Below are 25,836 nucleotides of genomic sequence, written 5' to 3'. Positions count from 1 at the left end.
CGCTCAATGCAGCGGCGGCAAGCCCTCTCCCGCTTCGCCGTCGTCCAGCAGCCGGCGACAGGCCCGGGTGGCCTGCAACAACTGGCCGTCGTCCAGCGCGTCCCAGGCGTCGGCGATGGCCGCGCCCAGCAATTCGCCGGCCAGCGCCTCGCTGCTGTCGTGAAACGCCGCCGCCAAGGCCATCAGCTCCAGCGCCAGATCGCCCGGCAACGCCGCAGCCATGCGGCGCGGCATGCCCGGCGCGCCATCCGACAAGCGACGCGCGTCGCCCAGCTTCGCCACCACATCGTCTATGCTCTTGCCCATTGACCCTCTCCACGACTTTGCCCACGTCCGCGGCGCCTCCGGCCGCGGCGAAAGACTTTTTAAGCATAGGCCACGCCGCGTCAAAAAACCCGCGCGGCCCGTCTTAGAGCCTAGCCTCGAAACCGGCCAGCACGTTCACCACATTGGTGCCCAGCGGCTCCACCGCGTAGCCGCCCTCCAGACAGAACAGCGTCGGCAGCCGCAAGCCGGCCAGCCGCGCGCCCAGCGTGACGAAATCGGGAGAATCGAGCCGGAAGCGCGCGATCGGATCGCCAAGATAGGTGTCTACGCCCAGCGACACCACCAGCGCCTCGGCGCCGAAACGGGCGATCTGCAGCAAGGCGCAATCGAGCGCGACGAACCAGGTGCTGACGCAGGAGCCGGCCGGCAGCGGAAAGTTGAAATTGCAGCCCAGGCCCTCGCCCTCGCCCTTTTCATCGGCATGACCGAGGAAAAACGGGTATTCGGTGCGCGGATCGCCGTGTATCGACAGGAACAGCACGTCGCCGCGCCGGTAGAAGATGTCCTGGGTGCCGTTGCCGTGGTGATAGTCGACGTCCAGCACCGCCACCTTGCGCATGCCGTGGTCGCGCAGCGCCTGGGCGGCGATCGCCGCGTTGTTGAGGAAGCAGTAGCCGCCGCAGTAGTCGCGCGCGGCGTGGTGGCCGGGCGGCCGGCTCAGCGCGAACACCGCGCGCTCGCCGCCGATCAGGCGGTCGGCTCCGGTCAGCGCGGTGTCGGCGGCGGCTTCCGCCGCCTGCCAGGTGCCGGCGGTGATCGGCGTGCCGCAGTCCATCGAGTAGTAGCACAGCTGGCCTTCGACATGCTCCGGAACCGCCTCCCGCATCCGGCGGATCTGCCACATCTTCGGCAGCGCGTCGCAGTCGTGGCCCAGCGCCAGCCAGCGCGGCCAGGCAGTCTGCAGGAAATCGACATAGCCGGCGTCATGCACGCGCAAGATAGGTTCGACGCCGTGGCGGCGCGGATGGACGATGTCGCCCAGTTCGCGCCGGCGCACGGCGTCCAGCACCATGTCGGCGCGGGACGGCGTTTCCAGGCAGGGTTTCAGCGTGCCGGCCATCAGCTCGGACTGGCCGTGCTGCAGGCGGTGGAGATCGGAATAGACGGTAAGCATGGCGGCATCCCGGCGGAGTCATGATTCATGCTCCGCCCCGGCCGCGCCGCGGTCAAACGCCGACCGCGGCTAAGTTGCGCCAGCTCAAGCGCGGTTTAGAACCTGTTCGCGATCTTTTGCCGGCATCGGCCGTTTTCTGCCGGATGCACGCCGCAATGCCATTCACTGCAAGGGGCGTTTGACAAAACCATGCGCCGGCAGAAAATGGCCCCGAGACCCTCGCAAAAAGATCGTGGACAGGTTCTTAGGCCACCACGCCGGAAACGTAATACCAGCGACCGTCCTCGCGGACGAAGCGGCTGGTTTCATGGATGCGCTCGGCCTTGCCGCCGACCTTGCAGCGGGCGATGAACTCCACCACGCCGTCGACATCGGCCTCCAGGCCCGCCTCGCAGCGCCTGACGTCAAGCCCTATCCATTTGACCACGCCGGCATCGTCGGCCAGATCGAGACGCTCGGGACGGGTGGATGGATGCCAGCTGGCCAGCAGATAGGCCTCCAGACCCAAGGCGTAAGCGCTGTAGCGCGAACGCATCAGCGCCTGGGCGGTCGGCGCCGGCGGCGCGCCGGAACCCAGGTAGCGGCCGCAGCAGGCGGCCAGTTCGCCGCCGCCGCAGGGACAGGCGGCGCTCGCTTGCTTCTTCGACTTCATCAGTAACCCAGCGGCGGCAGCCCGTACAGCTTCAGCAGAAAATTGGAAAACGCCGGATCGGCCGGCTTGGGGCTGTACCTGGGCCAACGCCGCATCCATTCGCGCAGATGCAGCTCCAGGCGCGAGCGGAAGGCGTCGGAGTCGAGACGGCCGGCGTCCCGCTCCACCGTCAGCTGGCGGTAGACGGCGAAGTTGTCGTTGTCGACCGGATTGGATCCGGCGATGCGCAGCCGCGCCGCGTTCAGTTGATCGGCGGCGGCGGTGCGGGTCAATTCGCCGGTCTTGACGCGATCGGCCAGCCGATTGGCCTCGGCCAGCAACTGGTCCACCTTGCTCGCGACGCGCGGCGCCTGCTGCGCCGGACGGGACGGGCTGCCGGACTGCACCGGCACGCCCAGCTGCTTCAGCGCGCTGCAGCCGGCCAGCAGGCCGAGCAGCGAGAGAGCGATAAGCTGTCTGTTCATGGCGGCCATTGTAGCCTGCCCAGCCCGCGCGCCGTCAACGGCATCATCGCTCAGCCAAGATGCTCGAACAGCACGGTGGACAGGTAGCGCTCGCCGAACGACGGAATCACCACCACGATCAGCTTGCCGGCGTTTTCCGGCCGCTTCGCCAGCTGTAGCGCCGCCCACACCGCCGCGCCGGACGAGATGCCGACCAGGATGCCTTCCTGCGTGGCGACGTCGCGCGCGGTCCGCAGCGCGTCCTCGTTCTTGACGCGGATGATCTCGTCGTAGACGTCGGTATTGAGGATGGCCGGCACGAAACCGGCGCCTATGCCCTGGATCGGATGCGGGCCCTTGGCGTCGCCGGACAGCACCGCCGACGCGTCCGGCTCGACCGCGACGATCTGCGCGCCCGGCTTGCGCGCCTTCAGCACCTCCCCGACGCCGGTGATGGTGCCGCCGGTGCCGACGCCGGCCACGAAGATGTCGACCTTGCCGTCGGTGTCGTTCCACACCTCCTCCGCCGTGGTCTCGCGATGGACCTCGGGGTTGGCCGGATTTTCGAACTGCTGCGGCATGAAATAGGTGTCCGGGAATTCGTCGACCAGCGCGCGCGCCTTGGCGATGGCGCCGCCCATGCCTTCCGGCCCCGGCGTCAGGATCAATTCGGCGCCGTAGGCCTTCAACAGCTGGCGGCGCTCCTTGCTCATCGTTTCCGGCATGGTGATCACCAGCTTGTAGCCGCGCGCCGCGCACACCATCGCCAGGCCGATGCCGGTATTGCCCGAGGTCGGTTCGACGATGACGGTGTCGGGGCCGATCTTGCCGGCCTTTTCCGCCGCGTCCAGCATCGCCGCCGCGATGCGGTCCTTGACGCTGTGCGCCGGATTGAAGAACTCCAGCTTGGCCACCACGGTGGCGCCGGCGCCATCGGTGACGCGGTTGAGCTTCACCAGCGGCGTATTGCCTATCAGGTCGGTGATGGTGTTGGCGATGCGCATAATCTTATTCCTCATTATCCGATAATCGTCATACCGATATTCCACAACATCATAATCAATCGCCGTATGGCGACCTAATATTGTTTGCTTATATCCAGCAAACCAAACTCCGGCTACCCTCTAGAGCCTGTTCGCGATCATTTTGCGGCCGCCTGCGCGCGCCCGCGCCCCGTCTGCGAATTCAAACCGTTTTGTTATAGTCAATGCAAACACAGGCAAGGTTCACATGCCCACCCAGGAATCCCTGATCCCGCTGTCCGGCTGGCGCCGCCGGCTGTACATCGTCATCTACGAAGCCGACACCCGCGCCGGCCGGATATTCGACATGGCGCTGACCGCCGCCATACTGATTTCCGTCGCCTGCGTGATGCTGGAGAGCGTGGCGTCGATACGCCAGCGCTACGGCACCCTGCTGACCGTGCTCGACTGGCTGTTCACCGTCCTGTTCACCGTCGAATACGCGCTGCGACTGATCTGCGTGCACAAGCCGATGCGCTATGTGAAAAGCTTCTTCGGCGTCATCGACCTGCTGTCGGTCCTGCCGCTGTACCTGGGATTGCTGATACCCGAAAGCCGCTTCCTGGCCGATGTGCGCATCCTGCGGCTGCTCCGGATGTTCCGCATCCTCAAGCTCAGCCGCCATCTGGGCGAGGCGGCCCAGTTGCAGAAGGCGCTGCTGGCCAGCCGGCGCAAGATCACCGTGTTCCTGGTCACCGTGGTGCTGCTGGTCATCGTGCTGGGCACGCTGATGTACGTGATAGAAGGGCCGGAACACGGCTTCACCAGCATTCCGATCAGCATCTACTGGGCCATCGTCACGCTGACCACCGTCGGCTTCGGCGACATCACGCCGAAGACGCCGATGGGCCAGGCCCTGGCCAGCCTGGTGATGATCACCGGCTACGGCATCATCGCGGTTCCCACCGGCATCGTCAGCGCCGAGATCGCCCGCGCCGCGCCCGAGCCCGCCGACAACCGTTCCGCCACCCGGCTGTGTCCGCATTGCTTCAGCGAGGGGCACGACTGGGACGCCGGCTTCTGCAAGCATTGCGGCGGCCAGCTGCCCCGCCCGGCCAAGGACAGGGTCAGCTAAGCGCGCGGCGGTAGGCCGCCAGCGCGCGCTCGTCGTACGCCACCAGCCATATTTCGCAGAGCGGATGCGCCTCGCCATCCAGCCAGCCCCGCAGCGTCGCCACCGCCAGTTCGCACGCCGCCTGCAGCGGATAGCCGTAGACGCCGCAGCTGATCGCCGGAAAGGCGATGCTGCTCGCGCCATGGCGCGCGGCCAGCGCCAGACTATTGCGGTAGCAGGCCGCCAGCAGCTCAGGCTCGCCGCGCGTCCCGCCCTGCCATACCGGCCCCACCGTGTGGATCACGTAGCGGGCGGGCAGCAGGTAGCCGTCGGTCAGTCTCGCCTCTCCCGTCGGGCAGCCGCCCAGCCGGCGGCACGCCTCCAACAGGCCGGGTCCGGCCGCGTGGTGGATCGCGCCGTCCACGCCGCCGCCGCCCAACAAACTGTTGTTGGCGGCGTTGACGATGGCGTCCACCGCCAAGCGGGTGATGTCGTCCCGCCTGCATCGCAACGCATATTTCATATCGTCTCTCTTGGCGCCGCGTTTGACAAAGCATGCGCCGGCAAAAAGCGGCCGAGGCCGCAAAAAGATCGTAAACCGGCCCTCAGGCCAGGGCTGCGGCGCCGCCGGGCTGTTGCTATCATGTCGCGGACGGCCCCCGTGGCGGGCGCGCCACAGCCCCGCGCCGGCGGGCAAATAGCAAGCGTTTACTCATTGTTGAGGCAAACAAACCACATGACATTGGCAAGTTTCAAGGCTGAAAACAGCTCGCAGACAGCCCCGCCGCGCGGTAGCGCAATGGCAGCGCCCTCCTGTGGATAACTTTGTTGATAAGCCGGTGCACAGCGGGCGCAAAGGCCCGCCGCATCAGGCTTCCATTAGTTTTGACTGCCGGGGATCGTTTCGTGTAAGACATTGATTTGATTATATTTTGAGTCCGGTATCAAACACTATGCAAGCGTTGCCGAAACGGCCGATCCCCAACCTTTATCTCAGCAAGACGGTGTGAATCACTTGACAAGACCAGATTTTTTTGAACGCAGCCAGGATGTCATCAGTGTCTCCTCCCTCAACCGCATGGCGCGCGACCTGCTGGAAGCCGGCATGCCGCCGGTATGGATAGGCGGGGAAATCTCCAACCTGACGCTGGCCGCGTCCGGCCACGGCTATTTCTCGCTGAAGGACGGCGGCGCCCAGGTTCGTTGCGTGATGTTCCGCCACAAGCTGTCGCAACTGCCGTTCCGGCCGCAAGAGGGCATGCAGGTGGAGCTGCGCGGCCAGGTCACGCTGTACGAGGCCCGCGGCGAGTTCCAGATCAGCGTCGGCGAAATGCGCGCCGCCGGCCTCGGCCGCTTGTTCGAGGCCTTCGAACGGCTGAAGGCGCGGCTGCAGGCGGAAGGCTTGTTCGACAGCGCGCGCAAGCGCGAGTTGCCGGCGCATCCGGCCGCCATCGGCATCGTCACCTCGCCTGCCGCCGCCGCGCTGCGCGACGTGGTCAGCACCTTGCGCCGCCGCATGCCCGGCATCCCGTTGATCCTCTACCCGGCCCAGGTTCAGGGCGAGGGTTCGGCTCAGCAGATCGCCGGCGCCATCCGCCTGGCCGGCGAGCGGCGCGAAGTCGACGTGCTGATCGTCTGCCGCGGCGGCGGCAGCATAGAAGATCTGTGGTCGTTCAATGAGGAGATCGTCGCCCGCGCCGTCTCCGCCTGCCCGATTCCCACCGTCAGCGGCGTCGGCCACGAGACCGACTTCACCATCTGCGACTTCGTCGCCGACCGCCGCGCGCCGACGCCGACCGCGGCGGCGGAACTGGTGTCGCCTAACCGCGAGCACCTGGCCATGCAGCTGGAACAGGCCCGCCGCGCGCTGGAACGGGCGCTGGCGCGCCTGCTGACCGACAAGGCCCAGCAACTGGATTTCCTCGGCCGGCGCCTGGTCCACCCCGGCTCCAGGCTGCAGGCTCAGCGCGAGCGGCTGGCCGCCTTGTCGCAGACGCTGCGCCTGCGCGTGCGCGCCGGCTTCGAGCAAAGCCGCTGGCGGCTGCAGCTGGCAGGCAGCCGATTGGCGCGCCACCGGCCCGACCCGGCCGCCGACGCCCAGGCGCTGCGGCAACGGCAGGACAGGCTGCGAATCGCCCGCGACCGCCTGCTGGAGAGCCGCCGCCGGCAACTGGCCCAGCTGGCCGCCACGCTGACCGCGCTGAATCCGGACGCGGTGCTGGCGCGCGGCTACGCCATCGTGCAGAAGCGCGACGGCCAGGCGGTGAAAAACCCGGCCGAGCTGCTGAATCATGAAAAGGTGACGCTGCGGCTGGCCGAAGGCAGCACCGAGGCGCGGATCGAGCACGCTGAGGGCGCCCAGCCCGAACTCCCGTTCTGATCCCCGCTTTGCCAAGCCCATGTTTCCGCCGCGCGGCGGAAGCATGGCGGCTGCTTGACATGCAATAATCACTAAACAAATACTTCATTTACATGTTTGGCATTGCGCGCCTGCGCATCGCCGCATTGGACGCCGCCGTCCCTTCCCGCCGGCACCGACTCGCCTATCCACTGAAGCCGAATCAGCAGGAGCAGCCATGAGCACGGAGCATAGATTCACTTGCATCAGCTGGGCATCCGGACGCTATGTCGACATGTTCGCCGGGCTGCGTTCCGACTGCGAACGCTGGGGCTATCGCTGCCATCTGTATGAAATCGAGAAGGACTATCCCAGCCTGATGAGCGCCTGGTGCAATCATCCCTACATCATCAAGAAGGGGATAGAGGACTTCGGCACCGTGCTCTTCCTCGACGTCGAATGCCGCATCGTCGCGCCGATACCGGACAGCTGGCGCGCGCCGCTGGTATCGATACGCTGGCCGGCGCAGAAATTCTGGATCTACTACAACTCCGGCACGGTGATGGCCGACGAAAGCTGTCTGCCATGGATAGACGCCTGGATACGCGTCATCGACTCCTGGAAGATGGGCGAGCTTGACGATGCCGACCATGTCCACTGGCCCGGCGACCTGTGCGACGAGCTCGCGCTGGGCGCCGCGCTGACCGCGCTCGGCGTCGAGGTGAGGACCCCGCGGCTGGAATATGTCCACCGCGACAGCACCGCCGAGCTCGCCCGCGGATACTGGAAAACGCCGCACACCATCATCCAGCACCCGACACAGCACCACTGGCCGCGGGTCCAGGACCTGATGGAAAGCAAGAAGCTATTCGAGCAGAACTATGCCGGCGCGCCGCAGGAGGCCGAGCGGCTGCTCAGCGCCGGCGCCGCGCCGCGAACAGCGAACGGCTGGACTTTCGATCCCTCCCGCCAGCTGTACGCGCCATGCGAATACTGGCCGGAACACGCCCGTCCATGGTTCGACGGGCCGGTGCAACTGACGTCGGCCCAGCGCTAGGCCAGACTGACGGTTCGCCCGCTGGTCGCCGATTCGACGATGGCCTGCGCGCAGCGCAGGTCCAGCAGGGCGTCGTCCGGCGGATTGCGGCAACGGCCGGGCTCGCCCCGCGCCGCGTCGATGAAGGCATGCGCCTGCCGCACGAAGGCGTCCGGCTCGCCGTCGAAGGCCAGGCACTGCCGCTCCGCCCCCCGCGACAGACACAGCGAGCCCGCGTCCATTTCGGTCGGATCGATTTCCAGCATGCCCTCGCTGCCGAGCACCGTCACGCTCCACTGCCGGGACTCGCATGGCCGCACATAACCGGCCATCAGACTGCCCAGCACCCGGTCCGGATATTCCAGATTGGCGACGCAGGTCTCCTGCTCCACCAAACCGTCGCCTGCGTGCTTGATCGCATTGGCGAATGCCGAGACCCGCAACGGCGCGCCGAACAGGCCCCGCAGCGGATTCAGGAAGGCGTAGCTCATATGGGTCAGCGGCATCCCGCCGCTGTCCGCCTGCCGGTAATACCAGCTGTCCGGATCGCCGGGCCACAAGGCCACCGCGCGAAAAGCGATCGGCCTGCCTATCCGGCCCGAAGCGATCAGGCGGCCGGCCTCCTCCCACACCGGCTTGTAGCGCGCCTCGTAGCCGGCCTCCAGCACGCAGCCGCCGCTGGCCGCCAGCGCAGCCAGCTCCATTCCCGCCTCGACCGAGCTGGCCAGCGGCCCGCCGAGCAGCAGCGGAATCCGCTGCCGCAGCGCCCAGGCCGCGATTTCGTCCTGGACCCGATGCGGCACCTCCACCAATAGCGCGTCCGGCTTCAAGGCGGCCAGTTGCGTCAGCGAGGCGGCGGCGACCGCGCCCCATTCGTCGGCCAGGACCCGCGCGCCGCATTCGCTGCCGGCCATCACGGCCAGCACGCGCGAACGCCCGGTCTCGGCGAAGGCGGCCAGGCGCCGGCGCGCCATCATGCCGGCGCCGACGACGGCCAGCCTCAGCAATTCCTCATCCTGTCTCATCGGACCTCGCCTCGATTCGAACGATATTGTCGCGCAACGACCAGCGCGGATTGAAAATGAAGTCCAGCATCAGGCCCGCCCGCGAGCCGAAGGCCGCCTCCCCCTCGTAGAATTCCGCGGCCAGCCGCCGCAAGCGGGGCAGGCGGTTCCACGGAATCCGCATGAAGTCGTGATGCTCGGCGTGCAGGCCGAAATAGCATTCCAGCGCATTGGCCCAGCCGATGAAGTCATTGCTTTCCTGCCCGCTCCTGACGACGAAATGCTCCTGCACCACCCGGCTGCCCAGCGGATGCAGGCCCATCGTGAACATCATCGACAGCAGCAGGTAGAGCAGCGCCATCCCGCCGAACGCCAAACCGACCCAGACCGAGGCCAGCGCCTGCAGCGCCGCGTTCAAGACCATCCAGCGGTCCCAGTAGCCGGTAGCGGCCGGATACTTACCCACCCTCAGCCCCTGAAACAACGGAAACGCCGCCAGCCACAACGCCTTGCGCCAGCCGACATTGCCGACCCACTCCGCCTCCGCCCGCGTAGGCACGCCGACGTCCCAGCGGTAATCGCCGAAGCGGGCGTGATGGGCGCCGTGATAGCGGAAAAACGGCATCGCGCTCCAGAACACCAGCGGCAGATTGGCGAAGATCGCCGCCAGGCGGTTCCGCGCCGCGCCGGAGAAGACCAGGCCGTGGCTGGCGTCGTGGATCAGCGCGAACAAGGCCGCCGACAGATAGGCGCCGCCGCAGTAGGCGATGGCGAACACCTGCCAGGCATGCCAAGTCCTGACCTGCCAGGCCAGCGCGAATTGCGCGGCGACCAGCACCGCCATCAGGACGAAGGTCCACCGATTCGGTCCGAACAGCCGCCGCACCTCGGGATGGGCGGCCAGTATCTGCTGCCGGCGCCTCCGGTGGACGTCCGGCGTCGCCACCGGAATCAGGCCATGGCTGTCAGCCGGCATAGGCGGCGGGCCGCATCGTGCGGTGGAGGCTGAGCGCGGCGAAATAGACCACCGGCGCCAGGCTGAGCCAGGCCAGCTCGCGGGCGAACGGCGAAAACAGCGCGCCCGCCGCCGCCGCCATCGAGAACACCGCGGCCGCGATGTTCAGCCCGCGCAGACGGGCCACCCGGAACGGATGCACGCATTTGACCGGCGCGAAGGTCAGCAGGCACAAGACGGCTATCAGCGCCAGCGCCCACTCCGGCGGCGGCCGCAATAGATAGAGGTAGAAGACGACGATGTTCCAGAAGGCCGGGAAGCCGGTGAAGTAGCAATCGCCGGTCTTGATCTCGAGATTGCCGTAGTGGTACAGCGCGCTGAGCATCATCGCCAGCGCCGCCGGCCAGCGCCACGCCTCCGGCACCACGTCGGACCACCAGACGAACAGCGCCGGCAGCAGCACGAAAGTGAAATAATCGACCAGCAGATCGAGAATGCCGCCGCTGTAGCGCGGCAGGACCTTGCCCACCTCGAAGCGCCTGGCCAGCGGGCCGTCGATGCCGTCCAGGGCCAGCGCCGCCAGCAGATAGCAGATCGCCAGCCGCCAATCTCTCGCCAGCATCGCCTGCAGGGCCAACATGCCGAGTATCATGCCGCAAGCGGTCAGCGCATGGATGGACCAGGCAATCGCGATGGAAGTCCGTGTCGGCTGCGGCATATTCCTCCTGGCGATGGGGATGGACCGGCGGCGGCGGAGCACGCGCATCGGCCGCATTTCATTTTAATTGCATGAAATATCGACGCGGCCAGGCCTTTCGGACAGGGCGGACCCGGCGCTAGCCGCCCGCCCCCGGCTCAATCGCTACTTGTTCAGCCTGGCCGGATTGCCGCGCAGGATCTGAGTCTGCAGCTCCTGCTGCGCCGAATCGCTCATCACCGTCGCGCGGTCCACGCTGTGGTGCGGAATATTGCTGCCTATCGAGTATTCGGTATCGTCCAGCGCGGAGACATTGTCGGCGTTGCCAGGCGTGGCGGCGCAGCCGGCCAGCATCGTCACCAGCAGCGCGGGCATCAGAAATCGGAGTGCTTTCATCATTGTTCATCCAGGTCAGGGTTGGCAGGCAAGCGCGGCGCCGGCGGTCATCCCGCCTCATTATTATGCGAATATCCTAACCCGACCGACGCCTGTCGGCAAATCCGTCGTCGCCGGAACAAAAAAAGCCCGCTGCGCGCAGCGGGCTTCACGATGCAGGAACCTAAACTCAGGCCGGCCGCAACGCCGGCGGCAGCGCGAACACGGTGCTCTCCTCGACGCCGGGCAGTTCGGTCACCTGGCTGACGTCGAAGCTCTTGATGCGGTCTATCACCGCCTGCACCAGAATCTCCGGCGCGCTGGCGCCGGCGGTGACGCCGACGATGCGCTTGCCGACGAACCATTCCGGCTCCAGCAGGCTGGCATTGTCCACCATATAGGCGTCGACGCCCTTCAGCGCCGCCACTTCTCGCAGCCGGTTGGAATTGGAACTGTTCGGCGAGCCGACCACGATGACGATGTCGCACTGCTCGGCCAACAGCTTGACCGCGTCCTGCCGGTTTTGCGTCGCGTAGCAGATATCGTCCTTCTTCGGACTGTGGATCGCCGGGAAACGCGCCTTCAGCGCGGCGATGATGTCGCGGGTCTCGTCGACCGACAGCGTGGTCTGGCTGACGTAGGACAGCGCGTCCTCGCGTTTGACTTGCAACGTGGCGACGTCGTCGACAGTCTGGACCAGATACATGCCGGAGCCGACCTGGCCCATCGTGCCTTCCACTTCCGGGTGCCCGGCATGGCCTATCATGATGATTTCCATATCGGCCTTGTGCATCCGCTTCACCTCGACATGCACCTTGGTCACCAGCGGACAGGTGGCGTCGAACACCGTCAGGCCCAGCGCCTCGGCCTCGGCGCGCACCGACAGCGGCACCCCGTGGGCCGAATAGATCAGCGTGCTGCCGGCCGGCACGTCCTTCAATTCCTCGATGAACACCGCGCCCTTGCCGCGCAGGTCGTCGACGACGAAACGGTTGTGCACCACTTCGTGGCGCACGTAGATGGGCGCGCCGTACAGCTCGATGGCCCGCTCGACGATGGCGATGGCCCGGTCGACCCCGGCGCAGAAGCCGCGCGGGTTGGCGAGCATGATGGTCTTCGTCATCCGTATTTCCTCAATCAAGCCGGACCTTGCCCGGCAGCTGCGCGAATGGCCCGCGCCGCGGGCCATCGCATGAATCGCAAGCGCCCGCCGCTCAGCGCGACGGCTTCTTCAGGCTGTCCGCCACCATCAGCGCCGCGCCGACGCAGATGAAGGAGTCGGCCAGGTTGAACGCCGGGTAATACCACTGGTTGTAATAGTGCACCATGATGAAATCGATCACATGACCATAGGCCAGACGGTCGATCACATTGCCGAGCGCCCCGCCGATGATGAAGGCCGCGGCCAGATTCATCAGCGCCGAGAAGCGGCCCTTGACGATGTTCCAGCCCAGCCAGCCCGACACGGCGAAGGCCAGCGCGGTGAACAGATATTTCTGCCAGCCGCCGGCGTCGTGCAGAAAACTGAAGGCCGCGCCCGGATTGTAGATCAGCGTGAAGCTGAAGAAGCCGTCTATCACCGGCCGCACTTCGGCGTACTGGAACTGGCCGTTGAAGTACAGCTTGCTGGCCTGGTCCAGCACCACCACCAGCAGGGCCAGCACGAACCATTTGGACCAGCGGCGCGCGCCGGGCAGTGTCATTGCAGAATCCATCTATCGATTTCCAATCAACTGACGGGGCCGCCCTTCGCGGCCCCGGATCAAACGATCAGGCGTGGCGACGCTGCTCGCCCCGGCCATCCAGATTGTCGACGCAACGGCCGCACACGGCACCATGGCCGGCGTGGCTGCCGACATCGGCGCGATAGTGCCAGCAACGATCGCACTTGCCATGCGACGACGACGTCACGCGAATGGCCAGCTCGGCCGCCTCGCGAACCGTCACCTTGGACACGATCAGCACGAACTTCAGCTCATCCTCCAGGCTCAGCAGCTGGCGGGCCAGCTCGGCCGGCGCGTCGATCTCCAGTTCAGCCTGCAGCGACGAACCCAGTTGCTCGGCGCTGCGCAGCGCCTCGATCTCCTTGTTGGCGACGGCGCGCAGCTCGCGCACCGCCTGCCACTTGGCCGCCAAGGCCGCCTCGCGCTCGACCGCCTGGGCCGGGAACTCGTGCCAGATATGGTACAGCGTCGATTCCTCTTCGCTGTCCACCAGCACGTTCCACGCCTCGTCGGCGGTGAAGCACAGTATCGGCGCCACCATCAGCAGCAGGCTGCGGGTGATGTGGTACAGCGCGGTCTGGGCGCTGCGGCGGGCATGGCTGTCGGCCTTCGTCGTGTACAGCCGGTCCTTGATCACGTCCAGGTAGAACGCGCCCAGGTCTTCCGAGCAGTAGCCGACCACTTCCTGCACCACGTGGTGGAAGGCGTAGCGGGAATACAGCTCGCCGACCACCTTCTCCTGCACCTCGCGGGCGCGCAGCAGCGCGTACTGGTCCATTTCCACCATGTCGGCCAGCGGCACGGTGTGCTCCAGCGGGCTGAAATCCGACAGGTTGGACAAGAGGAAGCGGATGGTGTTGCGCAGGCGGCGGTAACTTTCCGTCGTGCGCTTCAGGATTTCCTGCGACAGCGACATGTCGCCGGAGTAGTCGGCGCTGGCCACCCACAGGCGCAGGATGTCGGCGCCCAGCGTGCCGCAAATCTCCTCAGGCGCGATGCCGTTGCCCTTGGACTTGGACATCTTGTAGCCCTTGTCGTCCACGGTGAAGCCGTGGGTCAACAACTGCTTGTACGGCGCGCGGCCGATGGTGGCGCAACCGGTCTTCAGCGACGACTGGAACCAGCCGCGGTGCTGGTCCGAGCCTTCCAGGTACAGGTCGGCCGGCCAGGCCAGCTCCGGGCGCTGCTTCAGCACCGCGAAGTGGGTGGCGCCGGAGTCGAACCACACGTCCAGCGTGTCGGACAGCTTGCGGTATTGCTCGGCCTCGTCGCCCAGCAACTCCTTGGCGTCCAGGCTGAACCAGGCCTCGATGCCCTGCTGCTCGATGCGCAGCGCCACTTCCTCCAGCAGCTGGGCCGAGCGCGGATGCAACTCGCCCGACTCCTTGTGGATGAAAAAGGTCATCGGCACGCCCCAGTTTCGCTGGCGCGACACGCACCAGTCCGGGCTGTTCTTGATCATCGCGTCCAGACGGGCGCGGCCCCAGGCCGGGAAGAACTCGGTGGCGTCCACCGCGCGCTGGCTGATCTCGCGCAGCGTCTCGCCGCCGCTGGCCTTGCGGTCCATGCTGATGAACCATTGCGGCGTGGCGCGGAAGATGATCGGCGTCTTGTGACGCCAGCAATGCGGATAGCTGTGCTCCAGCTTGGCCTTGTGCACCAGCGTGCCGCGCGCTTCCAGCGTCTCGATCACGCGCGGGTTGGCGTCCCACACCAGCATGCCGGCGAAGATTTCGGTCGTCGACTTGTAGCGGCCGTCGTCGGCCACCGGATTGGCTATCGGCAGTTGGTATTGCAGGCCGGCCTGGAAGTCCTCCAGACCGTGGGCCGGCGCGGTGTGCACCAGGCCGGTGCCGGCGTCCACGGTGACGTGGTCGCCGAGAATCACCGGCACCTGGCGGTCGTAGAACGGATGGCTCAGCAGGATCCGTTCCAGCGCCTCGCCCTTGGCCTCGCCCAGCACGCGGTATTCGTCGACGCCGTAGCGCTTCATCGCCGATTCGACCAGATCCTTGGCCAGGATCAGCTTGCCCTTGGGCGTGTCGACCAGCTGGTAGTCCAGATTGGCGCCGGCGGCGACGGCCTGGTTGGCCGGCAGCGTCCACGGCGTGGTGGTCCAGATCACCGCCATCGCGCCGGCGGCGTCGGCGCCGAAGGCGGCCGAGGCCTGCTCGGCGTCCACCAACTTGAAGCCGACGTCGATCGCCGGCGACACCTTGTCTTCGTACTCGACTTCGGCCTCGGCCAGCGACGAACCGCACTCGATGCACCAGTGCACCGGCTTCTCGCCCTTGCTCAGATAGCCGTTTTCATGGATCTTGCCGAGCGTGCGGACGATGTCGGCCTCGGTCTTGAAATCCATCGTCAGATAGGGATTGTCCCAGTCGCCCAGCACGCCCAGGCGGATGAAGCCCTTCTTCTGGCGCGCCACCTGCTCCTTGGCGTACTCGCGGCACAGCTCGCGGAACTTGGCGGCCGGAATGTCCTTGCCGTGCAGCTTCTCGACCATCAGCTCGATCGGCAGGCCGTGGCAGTCCCAACCCGGCACATACGGCGCGTCGAAGCCGGCCAGCGTCTTCGAGCGGACGATGATGTCCTTCAACACCTTGTTGACGGCGTGGCCCAGGTGGATATCGTTGTTGGCGTACGGCGGGCCGTCGTGCAGGATGAACTTCGGCCGTCCAGCCGACAGTTTGCGCAGCTTGTCATAGCGCCTTTCCTCCTGCCAGCGCTTGACCCAGGCCGGTTCGCGTTTGGCCAGATCCCCGCGCATGGCGAAGGGCGTATCCAGCAGGTTTACGGTTTTACGATAATCGATGCTCATGCCTGCTCTCGCTGCAAACTTGTCAAATAAGTCTTGGCACTGGCGGCGTCGCGCTCTATCTGAGCCACCAGTGTTGCCAAATCATCATAGCGCTCTTCGTCGCGCAGTTTCTTCAGAAAGCGCACCGTCAGCCGCTGGCCGTACAGATCGCCGGCAAAATCGAACAGATGCACTTCCAGCTTGTAGTCCGGCGTGTCGCTGACCGTCGGATTCAGGCCCAGGCTGGCCACGCCGCCCAGTCGTCCGCCCGGCGCGTCGACCTCGACCACGAACACGCCCTGCAATGCCGGCCGCAGATGCGGCAGGTGGATGTTGGCGGTCGGAAAGCCTATGGTACGGCCAAGCTTGCGCCCATGCATCACTTTGCCGGAAATGCGGTAGGCGCCGCCCAGCAGCGCGTTCGCCGCATCCAGCTCGCCGGCCGCCAGTTTCTCCCGCACCAGCGTGCTGGAGGCGCGCTCGCCCTGCACCAGCACCGACGGCATCGCCTCGGTGACGAAATCAGGACAGGCCGCCAGCAAGGCGAAATTCCCCTGGCGCTTCGCGCCGAATTGGAAATCGTCGCCGATCAGCAGATAACGGGTCTGCAATTCTTCGACCAGCACCTTGTCGACAAATTCGCCGGCCGGCATATTGGAGAAACTGCGGTTGAAGCGATAGACGAACACGTAGTCGACCAGCCCCAACTCCCGCAGCAGGGCGAACTTGTCGCGCAACGTCGACAAGCGCGCCGGCGGCTGGGCCCGGTTGAAGAACTCCCGCGGATGCGGCTCGAACGTCAGCAGCGCGGTCGGCAAACCTCGCGCCTGCGCCTGTTGGCGCAACCTCTCCAGCATGCGGCGGTGCCCCTGGTGCACGCCATCGAAATTGCCGATGGTCAGCGCGCAGCCAGGCAGGCCAAAACGACGCGGGTCCCCCAGAAATACCTGCATTTGCGGTCTTTGCACACGTCCTGAAACCTTCGATTGTATCCGTCAGCAGTCGGCACCGTCCAGCCGTATCCGGACAAACAAAAAGCCCCGCGCTAGGCGGGGCTTTTCAGCTCGGGCTCAACGATTAGTTGGCCGGCTTCTCGACAACGGATTCCTTCACGGCGTCGATCACGACTTCAACGCGGCGGTCGGATTCGATGCAAGCCTTGATTTCAGCATTCTGCTTCTTGTTCTTGGCGTATTTCGGGAACTTGGCCTTGCACTCTTCGGTCATCTTGGCGTCGGTCTTGCCCTTGCCGATGGAGGTAACCTTCTCGGCCGGCACGCCAGCGTTCACGAAGTAGCCCTTGACAGCGTCAGCGCGCTTTTGCGACAGCGCGTTGTTCAGCTTGTCGGAGCCCATGAAGTCGGTGTAACCGTCGATTTCAACGCCGTTCAGGTGGCCTTGGCCAGCGTGGCCCTTCAGCTTGGCAACCAGCGGGTCCAGTTCGTTCTTGGCGTCAGCGCGCAGAACGGACTTGTTGAAGTCGAACAGCACCTTGGCGGACAGGGTGACTTTTTCTTTCACTGCAACCATAACCGGCTTCGGCGCTTCAACGGCTACCGGCTTGGCGGCTTCGCGATCGCCACATTCAACCAGACCGTCCTTGGCCTTGTCGAAGTAGGTGGTGTGCCAGCATTCGCCGTAGTTGTTGCGAGTCACTGCGTCGGTGGACTGGTCTACGGCGTAACCCGGTTTGGCAGCAAAAGCGCTAGCGGAAACCAACAGGGCGGCAACCAGTGCGCTCAGTTTCAGCTGTTTAGTCATGTTATTCCCTCTTTAATCTATAAAATGGGTAGCAATGCGGGCTGACGCAAAGACCACGCGAACAAGTTGACTGCAAACATCAGAGATGGCTACATGCTGTGTTGATGCAGTTAACCCGCACTATAGGAATGCTGCAACACCATGTCAACACGACGCCGGGCGCGAAGTCATCATAGCGTTGCACAAATACATCACATTTCGCTAATTATTGGCGCGACCTGTCTCCCCTTTGCGACACATTACGGTCTTGTGACGCGCCGGCGAAACAGTGGCTGCGGCTGACGAAAATTCACCTGATAGCTATCGCTAAAGGTATTGTAATCATCGCCGCCCTCCCCCTCTTTGCCGTCCTTGATCAGGAAGGCGTCGAAACCGACCAGCCACAGCGACCGGATCAAATCCGGCCACACATCGCCGACCGCCCGCAGTTCACCGGCATAATCATAGCGCTCGCGCAGCAGTCTGGCGAGACTGTAGCCCCGACCGTCGGTGAAGGCGGGAAAGTCGATGGCGATCAGCGCCAGTCCGGCCAAGTGCGGTTCCAGCAGCGCCGGATCGTCGTCGGGCGACAACAGCACCCCCGAGCGGCCCGGACGGTTCTGCCAGCGGACCGCGTCCTGCAACCAGGCCGCCAGCGGCACGATCACGTCTTCGTCGCTGGGAACCGACGGCAGCGCGCCGTCGTCGCCGGGACGCAGCAGCCGCCAGCCGTCCGTCTGCGCCTTGCCATCCTTAATGTAGCGGGGCATAGACCCTCTCCTTGAACGGTTCCACGCCGACGCGGCGCAAGGTTTCGATGAAGCGCTCGCCGTCCAGCCGCCGCTCCAGGTAGACCTGCATGATCTTGCCGAAGGCGACCGGCACGTCGGCCTGGGCGAAGGACGGGCCTATCACCTTGCCTATAGCGGTATCGGAGCCCTGGCTGCCGCCCAGCGTGATCTGGTACCACTCCTCGCCGTTCTTGTCGACGCCGAGTATGCCGATATTGCCGATATGGTGATGGCCGCAGGCGTTCATGCAGCCGGAGAAGTTGCAGGCGATGTCGCCGAGGTCGTACAGATAGTCGAGATCGTCGAAGGTCTGCTGGATCGCGTTGGCCACCGGGATGGAGCGCGCGTTGGCCAGCGAACAGAAATCGCCGCCGGGGCAGCTGATGATGTCGGTCAGCAAACCGATGTTGGGCGTGGCCATCCGGCTCTTGCGCGCCGTCTGCCACAAGGCGTACAGGTCTTTCTGCGCCACGTCCGGCAGCACCAGGTTCTGCTCGTGGGCGACGCGCAATTCGCCGAAGCCGAAGCGGTCGGCCCAGTCGGCGGCGGCCTCCATCTGCTCGTCACTGATGTCTCCCGGCGGCGCGCCGGTCTCCTTCAGCGACAGGATCACCGAACGATAGCCCGGCTGGCGATGGGCGCGGGTATTGCGCTCGAACCAGCGGGCGAAGGCCTTGTCCTCGGCCAGCGGGCCGGTCAGCTCGGCCGGCTCGTCGGCCAGCGGCAGATACGCCGGGTCGACGAAGAAGCTGGCGTAGTGGGCGACGTCCTCGTCGCGCAGCGTGGCCGGACCGTCCTTCAGATGCCGCCACTCGTCCTCCACCTTGGCGGCGAAGCCTTCCGGCGTCATCGCCTTGACCAGGATCTTGATCCGCGCCTTGTATTTGTTGTCGCGGCGGCCGAAGCGGTTGTAGACCCGCAGCACCGCGTCCAGATAGGTCAGCAGATGCTGGCGCGGCAGGAATTCGCGTATCACCTCGCCGACCATCGGCGTGCGTCCCAGGCCGCCGCCGACGATGACGCGGAAACCCGCCTCGCCGGCCTCGTTGCGGCTGACGTGCAGGCCGATGTCGTGGACCATGGTGGCGGCCCGGTCTTCGACGCTGCCGGACACCGCGATCTTGAACTTGCGCGGCAGGAAGGTGAACTCCGGATGCATCGTGCTCCACTGCCGGATGATTTCGCAGTACGGCCGCGGATCGAACAACTGGTCGGCGGCGACGCCGGCGAAGGCGTCGGTGGTGGTGTTGCGCACGCAGTTGCCGGAGGTCTGGATCGCGTGCATCTCCACCGTCGACAGCTCTTCCAGGATGTCCGGCACGCGGGACAGCTCGGGCCAGTTGAACTGGATGTTCTGCCGCGTGGTGAAGTGGCCGTAGCCCTTGTCGTAGCGGCGGGCGATGTCGGCCAGCTTGCGCAATTGCGTGCTGCGCAGATGGCCGTACGGTATCGCCACCCGCAGCATCGGCGCGTGACGCTGGATATAGAGGCCGTTCATCAGCCGCAGCGGGCGGAATTCGTCCTCCGAGAGTTCGCCGGCCAGGAAGCGGCGGGTCTGGTCGCGGAACTGCACCACGCGTTCTCGCACCAGGCGATGATCTACTTCATCGTATCGATACATGTTTTGGATTCCAGCGGGAATGCCGACGGCTGCGGCCGGCGGGTCAGACGGGGCGTGTCAGCGGACTGGACTTGACGTGCAGCCCGCACTCCTTGGTTTCCGGGTTTTCCCACCACCAGCGGCCGGCGCGGACATCCTCGCCGACGCTGATGGCGCGGGTACAGGGCGCGCAGCCTATCGACGGATAGTGCTTGTCGTGCAGCGCGTTGTACGGCACCTGGCGCTCGCGCAGATACTGCCAGACCTCGGCCTCGGTCCAGTCCAGCAGCGGGCTGAACTTCAGCAGGCCGTTGTCGGCGTCGTATTCCTTGTCGACCAGGTCCTGCCGCGTCGGCGACTGCTGGCGGCGCAGGCCGACGATCCAGGCCGAGCGGCCGGCCAGCGCGCGCCTCAGCGGCTCCAGCTTGCGGATCTCGCAACAGGATTTGCGCAGTTCGACGCTGTGGTAGAAACCGTTGATGCCGTGGAAATTGACATATTGTTCGACGGCGGCGGTCTCGGGAAAATAGACCCTGACCGGATGGTCCGGGTAGCGCTCGGCGACCTGCTGCATCAACTGATAGGTTTCAGCCGGCAGCCGGCCGGTGTCGAGACTGAAGCTTTCCAGCGGCAGGCCGAGGCCGGCGATCAGGTCGGTCAGCACCATGTCTTCGGCGCCGTAGCTGTTGGCCAGCACCGCGTCGGGGTACTCGGCGGCGACGGTTTTCAGCAGGGCCGTGGTGGCGGCGAGTTTGGACTCCAGGCTCATCGAGCGCTCCGGGGATGGTTCGAGCTTATGCTAACCAAAGCGCTTATAAACCTAAAAGAATATTGTGTTAGTATTTAATTACTACAGGTTTTATAGAGAACAGGCCGTCAACATGAAGCTACAACAATTGCGTTATTTGGTGGAAGTGGCCAAACAGGGGCTCAACGTTTCCGAAGCCGCCGAAAAGCTTCACACCTCGCAGCCGGGCATTTCCAAGCAGATCCGCCTGCTGGAGGACGAACTCGGCATCCAGGTGTTCATCCGCAACGGCAAGCGGGTGGTGTCGGTGTCCGCACCGGGCAAGGAGGTGCTGCGCATCTCCGAACGCATCCTGCGCGAGGCGCAGAACCTGAAGCGCGTCGGCGACGAGTTCTCTCGCGAATCCGAAGGCGCGCTGACCATCGCCACCACCCACACCCAGGCGCGCTACGCGCTGCCGCAGGCGATCGCCGAATTCGTGCGCCGCTATCCCAAGGTGCGGCTGTCGCTGAAGCAGGGCAGCCCGACGCAGATCTGCGACATGGTGGTGTCCGGCGAGGCCGATCTCGCGATCGCCACCGAGGGCATCTCGCTGTACAAGGAACTGGCGATGCTGCCCTGTTACGAGTGGAACCGCTCGCTGGTGGTGCCGCGCGGCCATCCGCTGGCGGCGCTGGACAGGGAGATCACGCTGGCCGACATCGCGGCGTATCCCATCGTCACCTACGACTTCGCCTTCGCCGGCCGCTCCAAGATCAACAAGTCCTTCTCCGACCAGGGCCTGACGCCGAATGTGGTGCTGACCGCGATAGACACCGATGTGATCAAGACCTACGTCTCGCTGGGCCTGGGCATAGGCATCATCGCCAGCATGGCTTTCGAGCCGGAGCGCGACCACAATCTGGTGGCGATAGACGCCGGCCATCTGTTCGACCCGTCCACCACCAAGATAGGCATACGCAAGGACGCCTATCTGCGCGGCTTCGCCTACACCTTCATCGAGCTGTTCGCGCCGCATCTGCACCGGCGCGAGGTCGACTCGGCATTGCTGGCGCACGACGGCTCGCTGGACGAATAACCGACCATCCCGGCCCCCATCGATGCAAAACGCCCCGGCAAGCGCGCGGGGCGTTTTCTTGTCGGCGCCGCCGGCCGCGTCGTCAGAAATCCACTTTGCCGCGCATGGCCTTGGTGCCGCTGTGCTTGGCCTTGCTGGCCAGGCGGCGTTGCTTGGAGCCGAAAGTCGGCTTGGTCGCCCGCCGCGCCTTGGCCGTATGGCCGACCTCGTCGATCAAGGCCTGCAGCCTCGCCAGCGCGTCGGCCCGGTTCAGTTCCTGCGTGCGGTACTGCTGGGCCTTGATCACCACCGTGCCGTCCTTGCTGACGCGCTGGTCTCCGAGCCGCAACAGCCTCTCCTTCAGCCAATCCGGCAGCGAGGAGGCGCGCACGTCGAAGCGCAGGTGGATAGCCGACGATACCTTGTTGACGTTCTGCCCGCCGGCGCCCTGCGCGCGGATGGCACTCAGCTCGACCTCGTCCTCGGCCACGACAAAGGTTTTGACACTCATATATACATGCTTCCGCGACTTGCCGGATAGCGCGGGACCCGCCGCCAGGCGGCGACTCCCGCGGCGATCTTACAAGGTCAGGCCGCCGGTCACCTCGATGGCCGCGCCGTTGATGTAGCTGGCCTCGTCCGACGCCAGGAAGGCGTAGACGTTGGCGATTTCGGCCGGATCGGCCATGCGGCGCATCGGCACCTTGTCCTCCATCGCCTGCAGCACTTTTTCCGGCATCGCCTTCAGTATCGGCGTCGCGACGAAGCCAGGGCACACGGCGTTGGCGCGTATGCCCTTCTTGCCCAGCTCCTTGGCCCAGGTCTTGACGAAGCCGATCACGCCGAACTTGGCGGCCGCGTAGTTGGTCTGGCCGAAATTGCCGTAGACGCCGACCACCGACGAGGCGTTGAGGATCACGCCGCCGCCCTGCTCCACCATGGTGTCCACCACAGCGCGGGCACAGTTGTAGACGCCCTTCAGATTGATGTCGATCACCTTGTCGAACTGGTCTTCGCTCATCTTGATCAGCTGCGCGTCCTGGACGATGCCGGCGTTGTTGACCAGCACGTCGATGCGGCCGCAACGGTTTTTCAGGTCGGCCACCATTTCGGCGATCTGGCCCTTGTTGGTGACATCCACCTTGTAGCCGTAGGCCTCGCCGCCCAGAGCCTTCAGTTCGTCGACGACGGTCTTGACCGCCTCCTGGTCCAGGTCGCATACCGCGACGATGGCGCCCTCCTTGACGAACTTCTCCGCCGTGGCCTTGCCGATGCCGCTGGCCGAACCGGTGATGATGGACACTTTCCCTTTTAGACGCATGATATTTCCTTCTCTTACCGCTTTGCAGATCTCATCAGGCCTCCTGGACGGATGAGCACGAGATGCCTCCAGCATCGACCCTCCCGGCCGGTTTCTGATTATTGTTGTCGCGCCGCTGGCGGCGCATATGAAAAGCGGGAGTTTGTGCGCTGCAATATAGCGCACCCCCTCCCGCCGGTAAAGCTACGGCCTGTGACAGGCCGTAACTGGATTATTCCAAGCCCTTGCTGGCCAGGTAATCCTCATAATTGCCGGTGTAGTAGTCGTAACCGCCCTTGCCGTCCAGCTCCAGCACGTGGGTGGCCAGAGAGCTGACGAACTGGCGGTCGTGGGACACGAAGATCAGCGTGCCCTTGTACTTTTCCAGCGCCATGTTCAACGACTCGATGGACTCCATGTCCATGTGGTTGGTCGGCTCGTCCATGATCATCACGTTCGGCTTCTGCAGAATCAGCTTGCCGTACAACATGCGGCCCTTCTCGCCGCCGGACAGCACGCGCACCGGCTTGCCGACCTCGTCGCCGCCGAACAGCAGACGGCCCAGCGTGGCGCGGATCGCCTGTTCGTCGTCGCCCTCCTGGCCCCACTGGCGCATCCACTCGCTCAAGGTCCAGTCGCTGTCGAAGTCGGCTTCATGGTCCTGCGCAAAGTAGCCGATCTGCGCTTTTTCCGCCCACTTTACATTGCCGTAGTCTGCAGTCAGGCCTTCGGCGAACTTGGCTTCGAAGGCGCCGGCCAACAGCTTGATCAGCGAGGTCTTGCCTGCGCCGTTGGGGCCGATCACCGCCAGACGAGCACCGGCTTCCAGGATCAGATTCATATCTTTGAACAGCACCTTGCTGTCGTAGGCTTTGTTGAGGTTTTCCACCTCGACCGCCTGGCGGTGCAGCTTGTACTTGTCGTCCATCTCGAAGCGGATGAACGGATTCTGGCGGCTGGACGGCTTCACCTCCACCATCTCGGACTTCAACTTGTCCACCTGCTTCAGGCGGGAAGTCGCCTGGCGGGCCTTGGACTTGTTGGCGGAGAAGCGGGCCACGAACTCATGCAGCTCCTGGATACGCTCCTTGGCCTTGCTGTTCGACGACAGCTGGCGCTCGCGGGCCTGGGCCGACGCGATCATGTAGTCGTCGTAATTGCCCGGGTAGATGCGGATGGTGTTGTAGTCCAGATCGGCCATGTGGGTGCAGACCGAGTTCAGGAAGTGGCGGTCGTGCGAGATGATGATCATCGTCGCGTTGCGCTCGTTCAGCACATGCTCCAGCCAACGGATGGTGTTGATGTCCAGGTTGTTGGTCGGTTCGTCCAGCAGCAGGATGTCCGGATTGGAGAACAGCGCCTGCGCCAGCAGCACCCGCAGCTTCCAGCCCGGGGCCACTTCGCTCATCGGACCGAAGTGCTGCTCGACCGGGATGCCGACGCCCATCAGCAATTCGCCGGCGCGCGCCTCGGCGGTGTAGCCGTCGTACTCGGCGAACTTGGCCTCCAGGTCGGCGGCGCGCATGTAATCGTCTTCGGTGGCTTCCAGATTCGCGTAGATGGCGTCGCGTTCGCTCATCGCCGACCACATCTCGGTGTGGCCCATCATCACCACGTCGATCACGCGCTGGTCTTCATAGCCGAACTGATCCTGGCGCAGCTTACCCAGGCGCAGGCCGTTTTCGATGGCGACTTCGCCGGCGGTCTGCTCCAGATCGCCGCCGAGGATTTTCATGAAGGTGGACTTGCCGGAACCGTTGGCGCCGATCAGGCCGTAACGGTTGCCTTCGCCGAATTTGACGGTAACCTTTTCGAACAAAGGTTTGACGCCAAACTGCATGGTAATGTTGCTTGTGGTAATCACGCTTGAGGATCCTTCAGCCAGGGCCGTGAACCTGTTTGCGATCTCGTGGCGGGCATCGCGGGGCCGCGCTTCGCCGGCGCGTCGCTTCGTCGAACGCTCCGGGCGGCGAGTGCCACCCGCGACGGGCATCAAACGGCCGCCGCCGGGAAAGATCTCGAACAGATTCTAAGTATCGGAAAAACGAAGGATTCTATCACAACGGGGGCCGTTCCCCTAAGTTCGGCGCGGTTCCGGTTCACGAACTTTTGCCAGCCAGACGAATTCCGCTACAATCGTAAACCTTGTAAATCCTTATCCCAATAGGCAGAACTATGCTTACCGGCAGCTTGGTAGCGCTTGTAACACCGATGTCGAACGATGGAGCGGTGGACTTTGCGGCGTTGCAACGATTGGTTGAGTTCCACATCGAGAACGGCACTTCCGGCATCGTCGCCGTCGGCACCACCGGCGAATCGGCCACGCTGTCGGTCGACGAGCACATCCAGGTGGTCAAGGCGGTGGCCGAGTACGCCAAGGGCCGGGTCAAGGTGATCGCCGGCGCCGGCGGCAACGCCACCAGCGAGGCCATCGAACTGGGCCGGCTGTCCGCCGAGGCCGGCGCCGACATGGTGCTGTCGGTGGTTCCCTATTACAACAAGCCGACCCAGGAAGGCATCTACCAGCACTTCAAGGCCATCGCCGACGAAAGCCCGCTGCCGGTGATCCTGTATAACGTTCCCGGCCGCACCGTCGCCGACATGAGCAACGACACCGCGCTGCGCCTGGCGGTCCATCCGAATATCGTCGGCCTGAAAGACGCCACCGGCGACATCGGCCGCGCCTGCGATCTGGCGCTGCGCGCGCCGGCAGATTTCGCGCTGTACTCCGGCGACGACGCCACCGGCATGGCCTTCATGCTGTGCGGCGGCCACGGCGTGATCTCGGTCACCGCCAACATCGCGCCGAAGCAGATGAGCGAGCTGTGCGTGGCCTCCACCGCCGGCGACGCCCGCCGGGCCCGCGCGATCAACGACAAGCTGCAAGGCCTGCACAAGCAGTTGTTCGTCGAACCCAACCCGATTCCGGCCAAGTGGGCGCTGGCCAGGATGCAACGCATCCCCGCCGGCATCCGCCTGCCGCTCACGCCGCTCGACACCGCCTCCGAGGCTGTCGTCGTCGCGGCGATGAAACAAGCCGAAGTCCTTTGATCATC

26 protein-coding genes are annotated in these 25,836 nt (G+C 64.9%); 5 read left to right on the top strand and 21 right to left on the bottom strand.

Annotation, left to right across the window (positions count from 1 at the left end; all coding sequences use genetic code 11):
• Window positions 1-3: 3 nt before the first annotated feature.
• The 5 genes from CXB49_RS03575 to cysK form a co-directional block, all read right to left on the bottom strand.
• Window positions 4-306 carry a hypothetical protein gene (locus tag CXB49_RS03575; protein WP_101707122.1) on the bottom strand — a complete coding sequence of 101 codons (303 nt, stop codon included), beginning with the start codon at window positions 304-306 and terminating at the stop codon, window positions 4-6.
• A gap of 103 nt (window positions 307-409) precedes the next feature.
• A complete protein-coding gene (locus tag CXB49_RS03570) occupies window positions 410-1,441 on the bottom strand; it encodes a histone deacetylase family protein (protein WP_101707121.1) in 1,032 nt (343 codons plus the stop codon).
• 244 nt (window positions 1,442-1,685) lie between these two features.
• A complete protein-coding gene (locus tag CXB49_RS03565; protein WP_101707120.1) occupies window positions 1,686-2,093 on the bottom strand; it encodes a YchJ family protein in 408 nt (135 codons plus the stop codon).
• The gene (locus tag CXB49_RS03560) at window positions 2,093-2,557 is read right to left on the bottom strand and encodes a hypothetical protein (protein WP_101710588.1); all 465 of its coding nucleotides are present in this window, start codon (window positions 2,555-2,557) and stop codon (window positions 2,093-2,095) included. The genes CXB49_RS03565 and CXB49_RS03560 overlap by 1 nt, the downstream gene beginning before the upstream one ends.
• 50 nt (window positions 2,558-2,607) lie before the next feature.
• The gene (gene cysK, locus CXB49_RS03555; protein WP_101707119.1) at window positions 2,608-3,540 is read right to left on the bottom strand and encodes a cysteine synthase A; all 933 of its coding nucleotides are present in this window, start codon (window positions 3,538-3,540) and stop codon (window positions 2,608-2,610) included.
• 226 nt (window positions 3,541-3,766) lie between these two features.
• Between cysK and CXB49_RS03550 the strand changes: the two genes are divergently transcribed.
• Window positions 3,767-4,633: an ion transporter gene (locus CXB49_RS03550; RefSeq protein WP_101707118.1), complete on the top strand. Its 867-nt coding sequence runs from the start codon at window positions 3,767-3,769 to the stop codon at window positions 4,631-4,633.
• On the opposite strand, the gene CXB49_RS03545 is transcribed toward CXB49_RS03550, so the two are convergent.
• Window positions 4,626-5,135, bottom strand: coding sequence for an O-acetyl-ADP-ribose deacetylase (locus tag CXB49_RS03545; RefSeq protein WP_101707117.1), 510 nt, complete (start codon window positions 5,133-5,135; stop codon window positions 4,626-4,628). The genes CXB49_RS03550 and CXB49_RS03545 overlap by 8 nt on opposite strands.
• 555 nt (window positions 5,136-5,690) lie before the next feature.
• On the opposite strand from CXB49_RS03545, the gene xseA reads away from it, so the two are divergent.
• The gene (gene xseA / locus CXB49_RS03540) at window positions 5,691-6,992 is read left to right on the top strand and encodes an exodeoxyribonuclease VII large subunit (RefSeq protein ID WP_233492927.1); all 1,302 of its coding nucleotides are present in this window, start codon (window positions 5,691-5,693) and stop codon (window positions 6,990-6,992) included.
• A 196-nt stretch (window positions 6,993-7,188) separates the two neighbouring features.
• Window positions 7,189-8,007 carry a hypothetical protein gene (locus tag CXB49_RS03535; protein WP_158300603.1) on the top strand — a complete coding sequence of 273 codons (819 nt, stop codon included), beginning with the start codon at window positions 7,189-7,191 and terminating at the stop codon, window positions 8,005-8,007.
• Here the strand turns inward: CXB49_RS03535 and CXB49_RS03530 are convergent.
• From CXB49_RS03530 to CXB49_RS03475, 12 genes are all read right to left on the bottom strand, one after another.
• Window positions 8,004-9,011 (bottom strand): Gfo/Idh/MocA family protein, encoded by a 1,008-nt coding sequence (locus CXB49_RS03530; protein WP_101707115.1) that lies wholly within the window; start codon window positions 9,009-9,011, stop codon window positions 8,004-8,006. The two genes, CXB49_RS03535 and CXB49_RS03530, sit on opposite strands and share 4 nt — an antisense overlap.
• Window positions 8,998-9,966 (bottom strand): fatty acid desaturase, encoded by a 969-nt coding sequence (locus tag CXB49_RS03525; protein WP_101707114.1) that lies wholly within the window; start codon window positions 9,964-9,966, stop codon window positions 8,998-9,000. Before CXB49_RS03525 ends, CXB49_RS03530 begins: the two co-directional genes overlap by 14 nt.
• Window positions 9,956-10,663: a phosphatidylcholine/phosphatidylserine synthase gene (locus CXB49_RS03520; RefSeq protein WP_158300602.1), complete on the bottom strand. Its 708-nt coding sequence runs from the start codon at window positions 10,661-10,663 to the stop codon at window positions 9,956-9,958. The genes CXB49_RS03525 and CXB49_RS03520 overlap by 11 nt, the downstream gene beginning before the upstream one ends.
• 144 nt (window positions 10,664-10,807) lie before the next feature.
• The gene (locus CXB49_RS03515) at window positions 10,808-11,038 is read right to left on the bottom strand and encodes a hypothetical protein (RefSeq protein ID WP_158300601.1); all 231 of its coding nucleotides are present in this window, start codon (window positions 11,036-11,038) and stop codon (window positions 10,808-10,810) included.
• Window positions 11,039-11,207: 169 nt separating this feature from the next.
• Complete coding sequence (ispH, locus tag CXB49_RS03510; protein WP_101707111.1) at window positions 11,208-12,140, bottom strand: 4-hydroxy-3-methylbut-2-enyl diphosphate reductase; 933 nt, start codon at window positions 12,138-12,140, stop codon at window positions 11,208-11,210.
• Between the two features lie 91 nt (window positions 12,141-12,231).
• A complete protein-coding gene (gene lspA / locus CXB49_RS03505; protein ID WP_101707110.1) occupies window positions 12,232-12,732 on the bottom strand; it encodes a signal peptidase II in 501 nt (166 codons plus the stop codon).
• A 55-nt stretch (window positions 12,733-12,787) separates the two neighbouring features.
• Entirely contained in the window at window positions 12,788-15,565 is a 2,778-nt protein-coding gene (gene ileS / locus CXB49_RS03500; protein WP_101707109.1) for an isoleucine--tRNA ligase, read from the bottom strand.
• Window positions 15,562-16,497 carry a bifunctional riboflavin kinase/FAD synthetase gene (locus CXB49_RS03495; protein ID WP_101707108.1) on the bottom strand — a complete coding sequence of 312 codons (936 nt, stop codon included), beginning with the start codon at window positions 16,495-16,497 and terminating at the stop codon, window positions 15,562-15,564. The genes ileS and CXB49_RS03495 overlap by 4 nt, the downstream gene beginning before the upstream one ends.
• A 124-nt stretch (window positions 16,498-16,621) precedes the next feature.
• Window positions 16,622-17,305, bottom strand: a complete 684-nt coding sequence (locus CXB49_RS03490; RefSeq protein WP_101707107.1) for an OmpA family protein — start codon at window positions 17,303-17,305, stop codon at window positions 16,622-16,624.
• Window positions 17,306-17,544: 239 nt separating this feature from the next.
• A complete protein-coding gene (locus CXB49_RS03485) occupies window positions 17,545-18,054 on the bottom strand; it encodes a DUF934 domain-containing protein (protein ID WP_101707106.1) in 510 nt (169 codons plus the stop codon).
• Entirely contained in the window at window positions 18,038-19,696 is a 1,659-nt protein-coding gene (locus CXB49_RS03480) for a nitrite/sulfite reductase (RefSeq protein WP_101707105.1), read from the bottom strand. The genes CXB49_RS03485 and CXB49_RS03480 overlap by 17 nt, the downstream gene beginning before the upstream one ends.
• Before the next feature lie 43 nt (window positions 19,697-19,739).
• Complete coding sequence (locus CXB49_RS03475) at window positions 19,740-20,444, bottom strand: phosphoadenylyl-sulfate reductase (RefSeq protein ID WP_101707104.1); 705 nt, start codon at window positions 20,442-20,444, stop codon at window positions 19,740-19,742.
• A gap of 112 nt (window positions 20,445-20,556) precedes the next feature.
• Here CXB49_RS03475 and cysB point away from each other — a divergent pair, with 112 nt between their 5' ends.
• The gene (cysB, locus tag CXB49_RS03470; RefSeq protein WP_101707103.1) at window positions 20,557-21,501 is read left to right on the top strand and encodes an HTH-type transcriptional regulator CysB; all 945 of its coding nucleotides are present in this window, start codon (window positions 20,557-20,559) and stop codon (window positions 21,499-21,501) included.
• Window positions 21,502-21,583: 82 nt separating this feature from the next.
• Here cysB and arfB read toward each other — a convergent pair whose 3' ends face one another.
• From arfB to CXB49_RS03455, 3 genes are all read right to left on the bottom strand, one after another.
• On the bottom strand, window positions 21,584-21,991 hold the full coding sequence (arfB, locus tag CXB49_RS03465) for an alternative ribosome rescue aminoacyl-tRNA hydrolase ArfB (protein ID WP_101707102.1): 408 nt from the start codon (window positions 21,989-21,991) through the stop codon (window positions 21,584-21,586).
• Between the two features lie 69 nt (window positions 21,992-22,060).
• Window positions 22,061-22,801, bottom strand: coding sequence for a 3-oxoacyl-ACP reductase FabG (fabG, locus tag CXB49_RS03460; protein ID WP_101707101.1), 741 nt, complete (start codon window positions 22,799-22,801; stop codon window positions 22,061-22,063).
• A 211-nt stretch (window positions 22,802-23,012) separates the two neighbouring features.
• The gene (locus tag CXB49_RS03455; protein ID WP_101707100.1) at window positions 23,013-24,644 is read right to left on the bottom strand and encodes an ABC-F family ATPase; all 1,632 of its coding nucleotides are present in this window, start codon (window positions 24,642-24,644) and stop codon (window positions 23,013-23,015) included.
• Window positions 24,645-24,955: 311 nt separating this feature from the next.
• On the opposite strand from CXB49_RS03455, the gene dapA reads away from it, so the two are divergent.
• On the top strand, window positions 24,956-25,831 hold the full coding sequence (dapA, locus tag CXB49_RS03450) for a 4-hydroxy-tetrahydrodipicolinate synthase (RefSeq protein WP_101707099.1): 876 nt from the start codon (window positions 24,956-24,958) through the stop codon (window positions 25,829-25,831).
• Window positions 25,832-25,836 lie beyond the last annotated feature (5 nt).

The sequence above is a fragment of the Chromobacterium sp. ATCC 53434 genome (genome assembly GCF_002848345.1).
In the GTDB taxonomy this organism is placed as follows: domain Bacteria; phylum Pseudomonadota; class Gammaproteobacteria; order Burkholderiales; family Chromobacteriaceae; genus Chromobacterium.
Note: the sequence above shows the minus strand (reverse complement) of the source record. Positions and strands in the feature narration are given on the sequence as shown.

Bases quoted from the DNA above. Each gene is read 5' to 3' on its own strand.
- CXB49_RS03545 (WP_101707117.1), bottom strand. From the start codon at position 5,135: ATGAAATATGCGTTGCGATGCAGGCGGGACGACATCACCCGCTTGGCG.
- CXB49_RS03565 (WP_101707120.1), bottom strand. From the start codon at position 2,093: ATGAAGTCGAAGAAGCAAGCGAGCGCCGCCTGTCCCTGCGGCGGCGGC.
- dapA (WP_101707099.1), top strand. From the start codon at position 24,956: ATGCTTACCGGCAGCTTGGTAGCGCTTGTAACACCGATGTCGAACGAT.
- fabG (WP_101707101.1), bottom strand. From the start codon at position 22,801: ATGCGTCTAAAAGGGAAAGTGTCCATCATCACCGGTTCGGCCAGCGGC.
- CXB49_RS03495 (WP_101707108.1), bottom strand. From the start codon at position 16,497: ATGCAGGTATTTCTGGGGGACCCGCGTCGTTTTGGCCTGCCTGGCTGC.
- CXB49_RS03515 (WP_158300601.1), bottom strand. From the start codon at position 11,038: ATGAAAGCACTCCGATTTCTGATGCCCGCGCTGCTGGTGACGATGCTG.
- CXB49_RS03485 (WP_101707106.1), bottom strand. From the start codon at position 18,054: ATGCCCCGCTACATTAAGGATGGCAAGGCGCAGACGGACGGCTGGCGG.
- arfB (WP_101707102.1), bottom strand. From the start codon at position 21,991: ATGAGTGTCAAAACCTTTGTCGTGGCCGAGGACGAGGTCGAGCTGAGT.
- CXB49_RS03525 (WP_101707114.1), bottom strand. From the start codon at position 9,966: ATGCCGGCTGACAGCCATGGCCTGATTCCGGTGGCGACGCCGGACGTC.
- CXB49_RS03520 (WP_158300602.1), bottom strand. From the start codon at position 10,663: ATGCCGCAGCCGACACGGACTTCCATCGCGATTGCCTGGTCCATCCAT.
- ileS (WP_101707109.1), bottom strand. From the start codon at position 15,565: ATGAGCATCGATTATCGTAAAACCGTAAACCTGCTGGATACGCCCTTC.
- CXB49_RS03550 (WP_101707118.1), top strand. From the start codon at position 3,767: ATGCCCACCCAGGAATCCCTGATCCCGCTGTCCGGCTGGCGCCGCCGG.
- lspA (WP_101707110.1), bottom strand. From the start codon at position 12,732: ATGGATTCTGCAATGACACTGCCCGGCGCGCGCCGCTGGTCCAAATGG.
- ispH (WP_101707111.1), bottom strand. From the start codon at position 12,140: ATGACGAAGACCATCATGCTCGCCAACCCGCGCGGCTTCTGCGCCGGG.
- xseA (WP_233492927.1), top strand. From the start codon at position 5,691: ATGGCGCGCGACCTGCTGGAAGCCGGCATGCCGCCGGTATGGATAGGC.
- CXB49_RS03575 (WP_101707122.1), bottom strand. From the start codon at position 306: ATGGGCAAGAGCATAGACGATGTGGTGGCGAAGCTGGGCGACGCGCGT.
- CXB49_RS03535 (WP_158300603.1), top strand. From the start codon at position 7,189: ATGAGCACGGAGCATAGATTCACTTGCATCAGCTGGGCATCCGGACGC.
- cysB (WP_101707103.1), top strand. From the start codon at position 20,557: ATGAAGCTACAACAATTGCGTTATTTGGTGGAAGTGGCCAAACAGGGG.
- CXB49_RS03570 (WP_101707121.1), bottom strand. From the start codon at position 1,441: ATGCTTACCGTCTATTCCGATCTCCACCGCCTGCAGCACGGCCAGTCC.
- cysK (WP_101707119.1), bottom strand. From the start codon at position 3,540: ATGCGCATCGCCAACACCATCACCGACCTGATAGGCAATACGCCGCTG.
- CXB49_RS03480 (WP_101707105.1), bottom strand. From the start codon at position 19,696: ATGTATCGATACGATGAAGTAGATCATCGCCTGGTGCGAGAACGCGTG.
- CXB49_RS03530 (WP_101707115.1), bottom strand. From the start codon at position 9,011: ATGAGACAGGATGAGGAATTGCTGAGGCTGGCCGTCGTCGGCGCCGGC.
- CXB49_RS03490 (WP_101707107.1), bottom strand. From the start codon at position 17,305: ATGACTAAACAGCTGAAACTGAGCGCACTGGTTGCCGCCCTGTTGGTT.
- CXB49_RS03475 (WP_101707104.1), bottom strand. From the start codon at position 20,444: ATGAGCCTGGAGTCCAAACTCGCCGCCACCACGGCCCTGCTGAAAACC.
- CXB49_RS03560 (WP_101710588.1), bottom strand. From the start codon at position 2,557: ATGAACAGACAGCTTATCGCTCTCTCGCTGCTCGGCCTGCTGGCCGGC.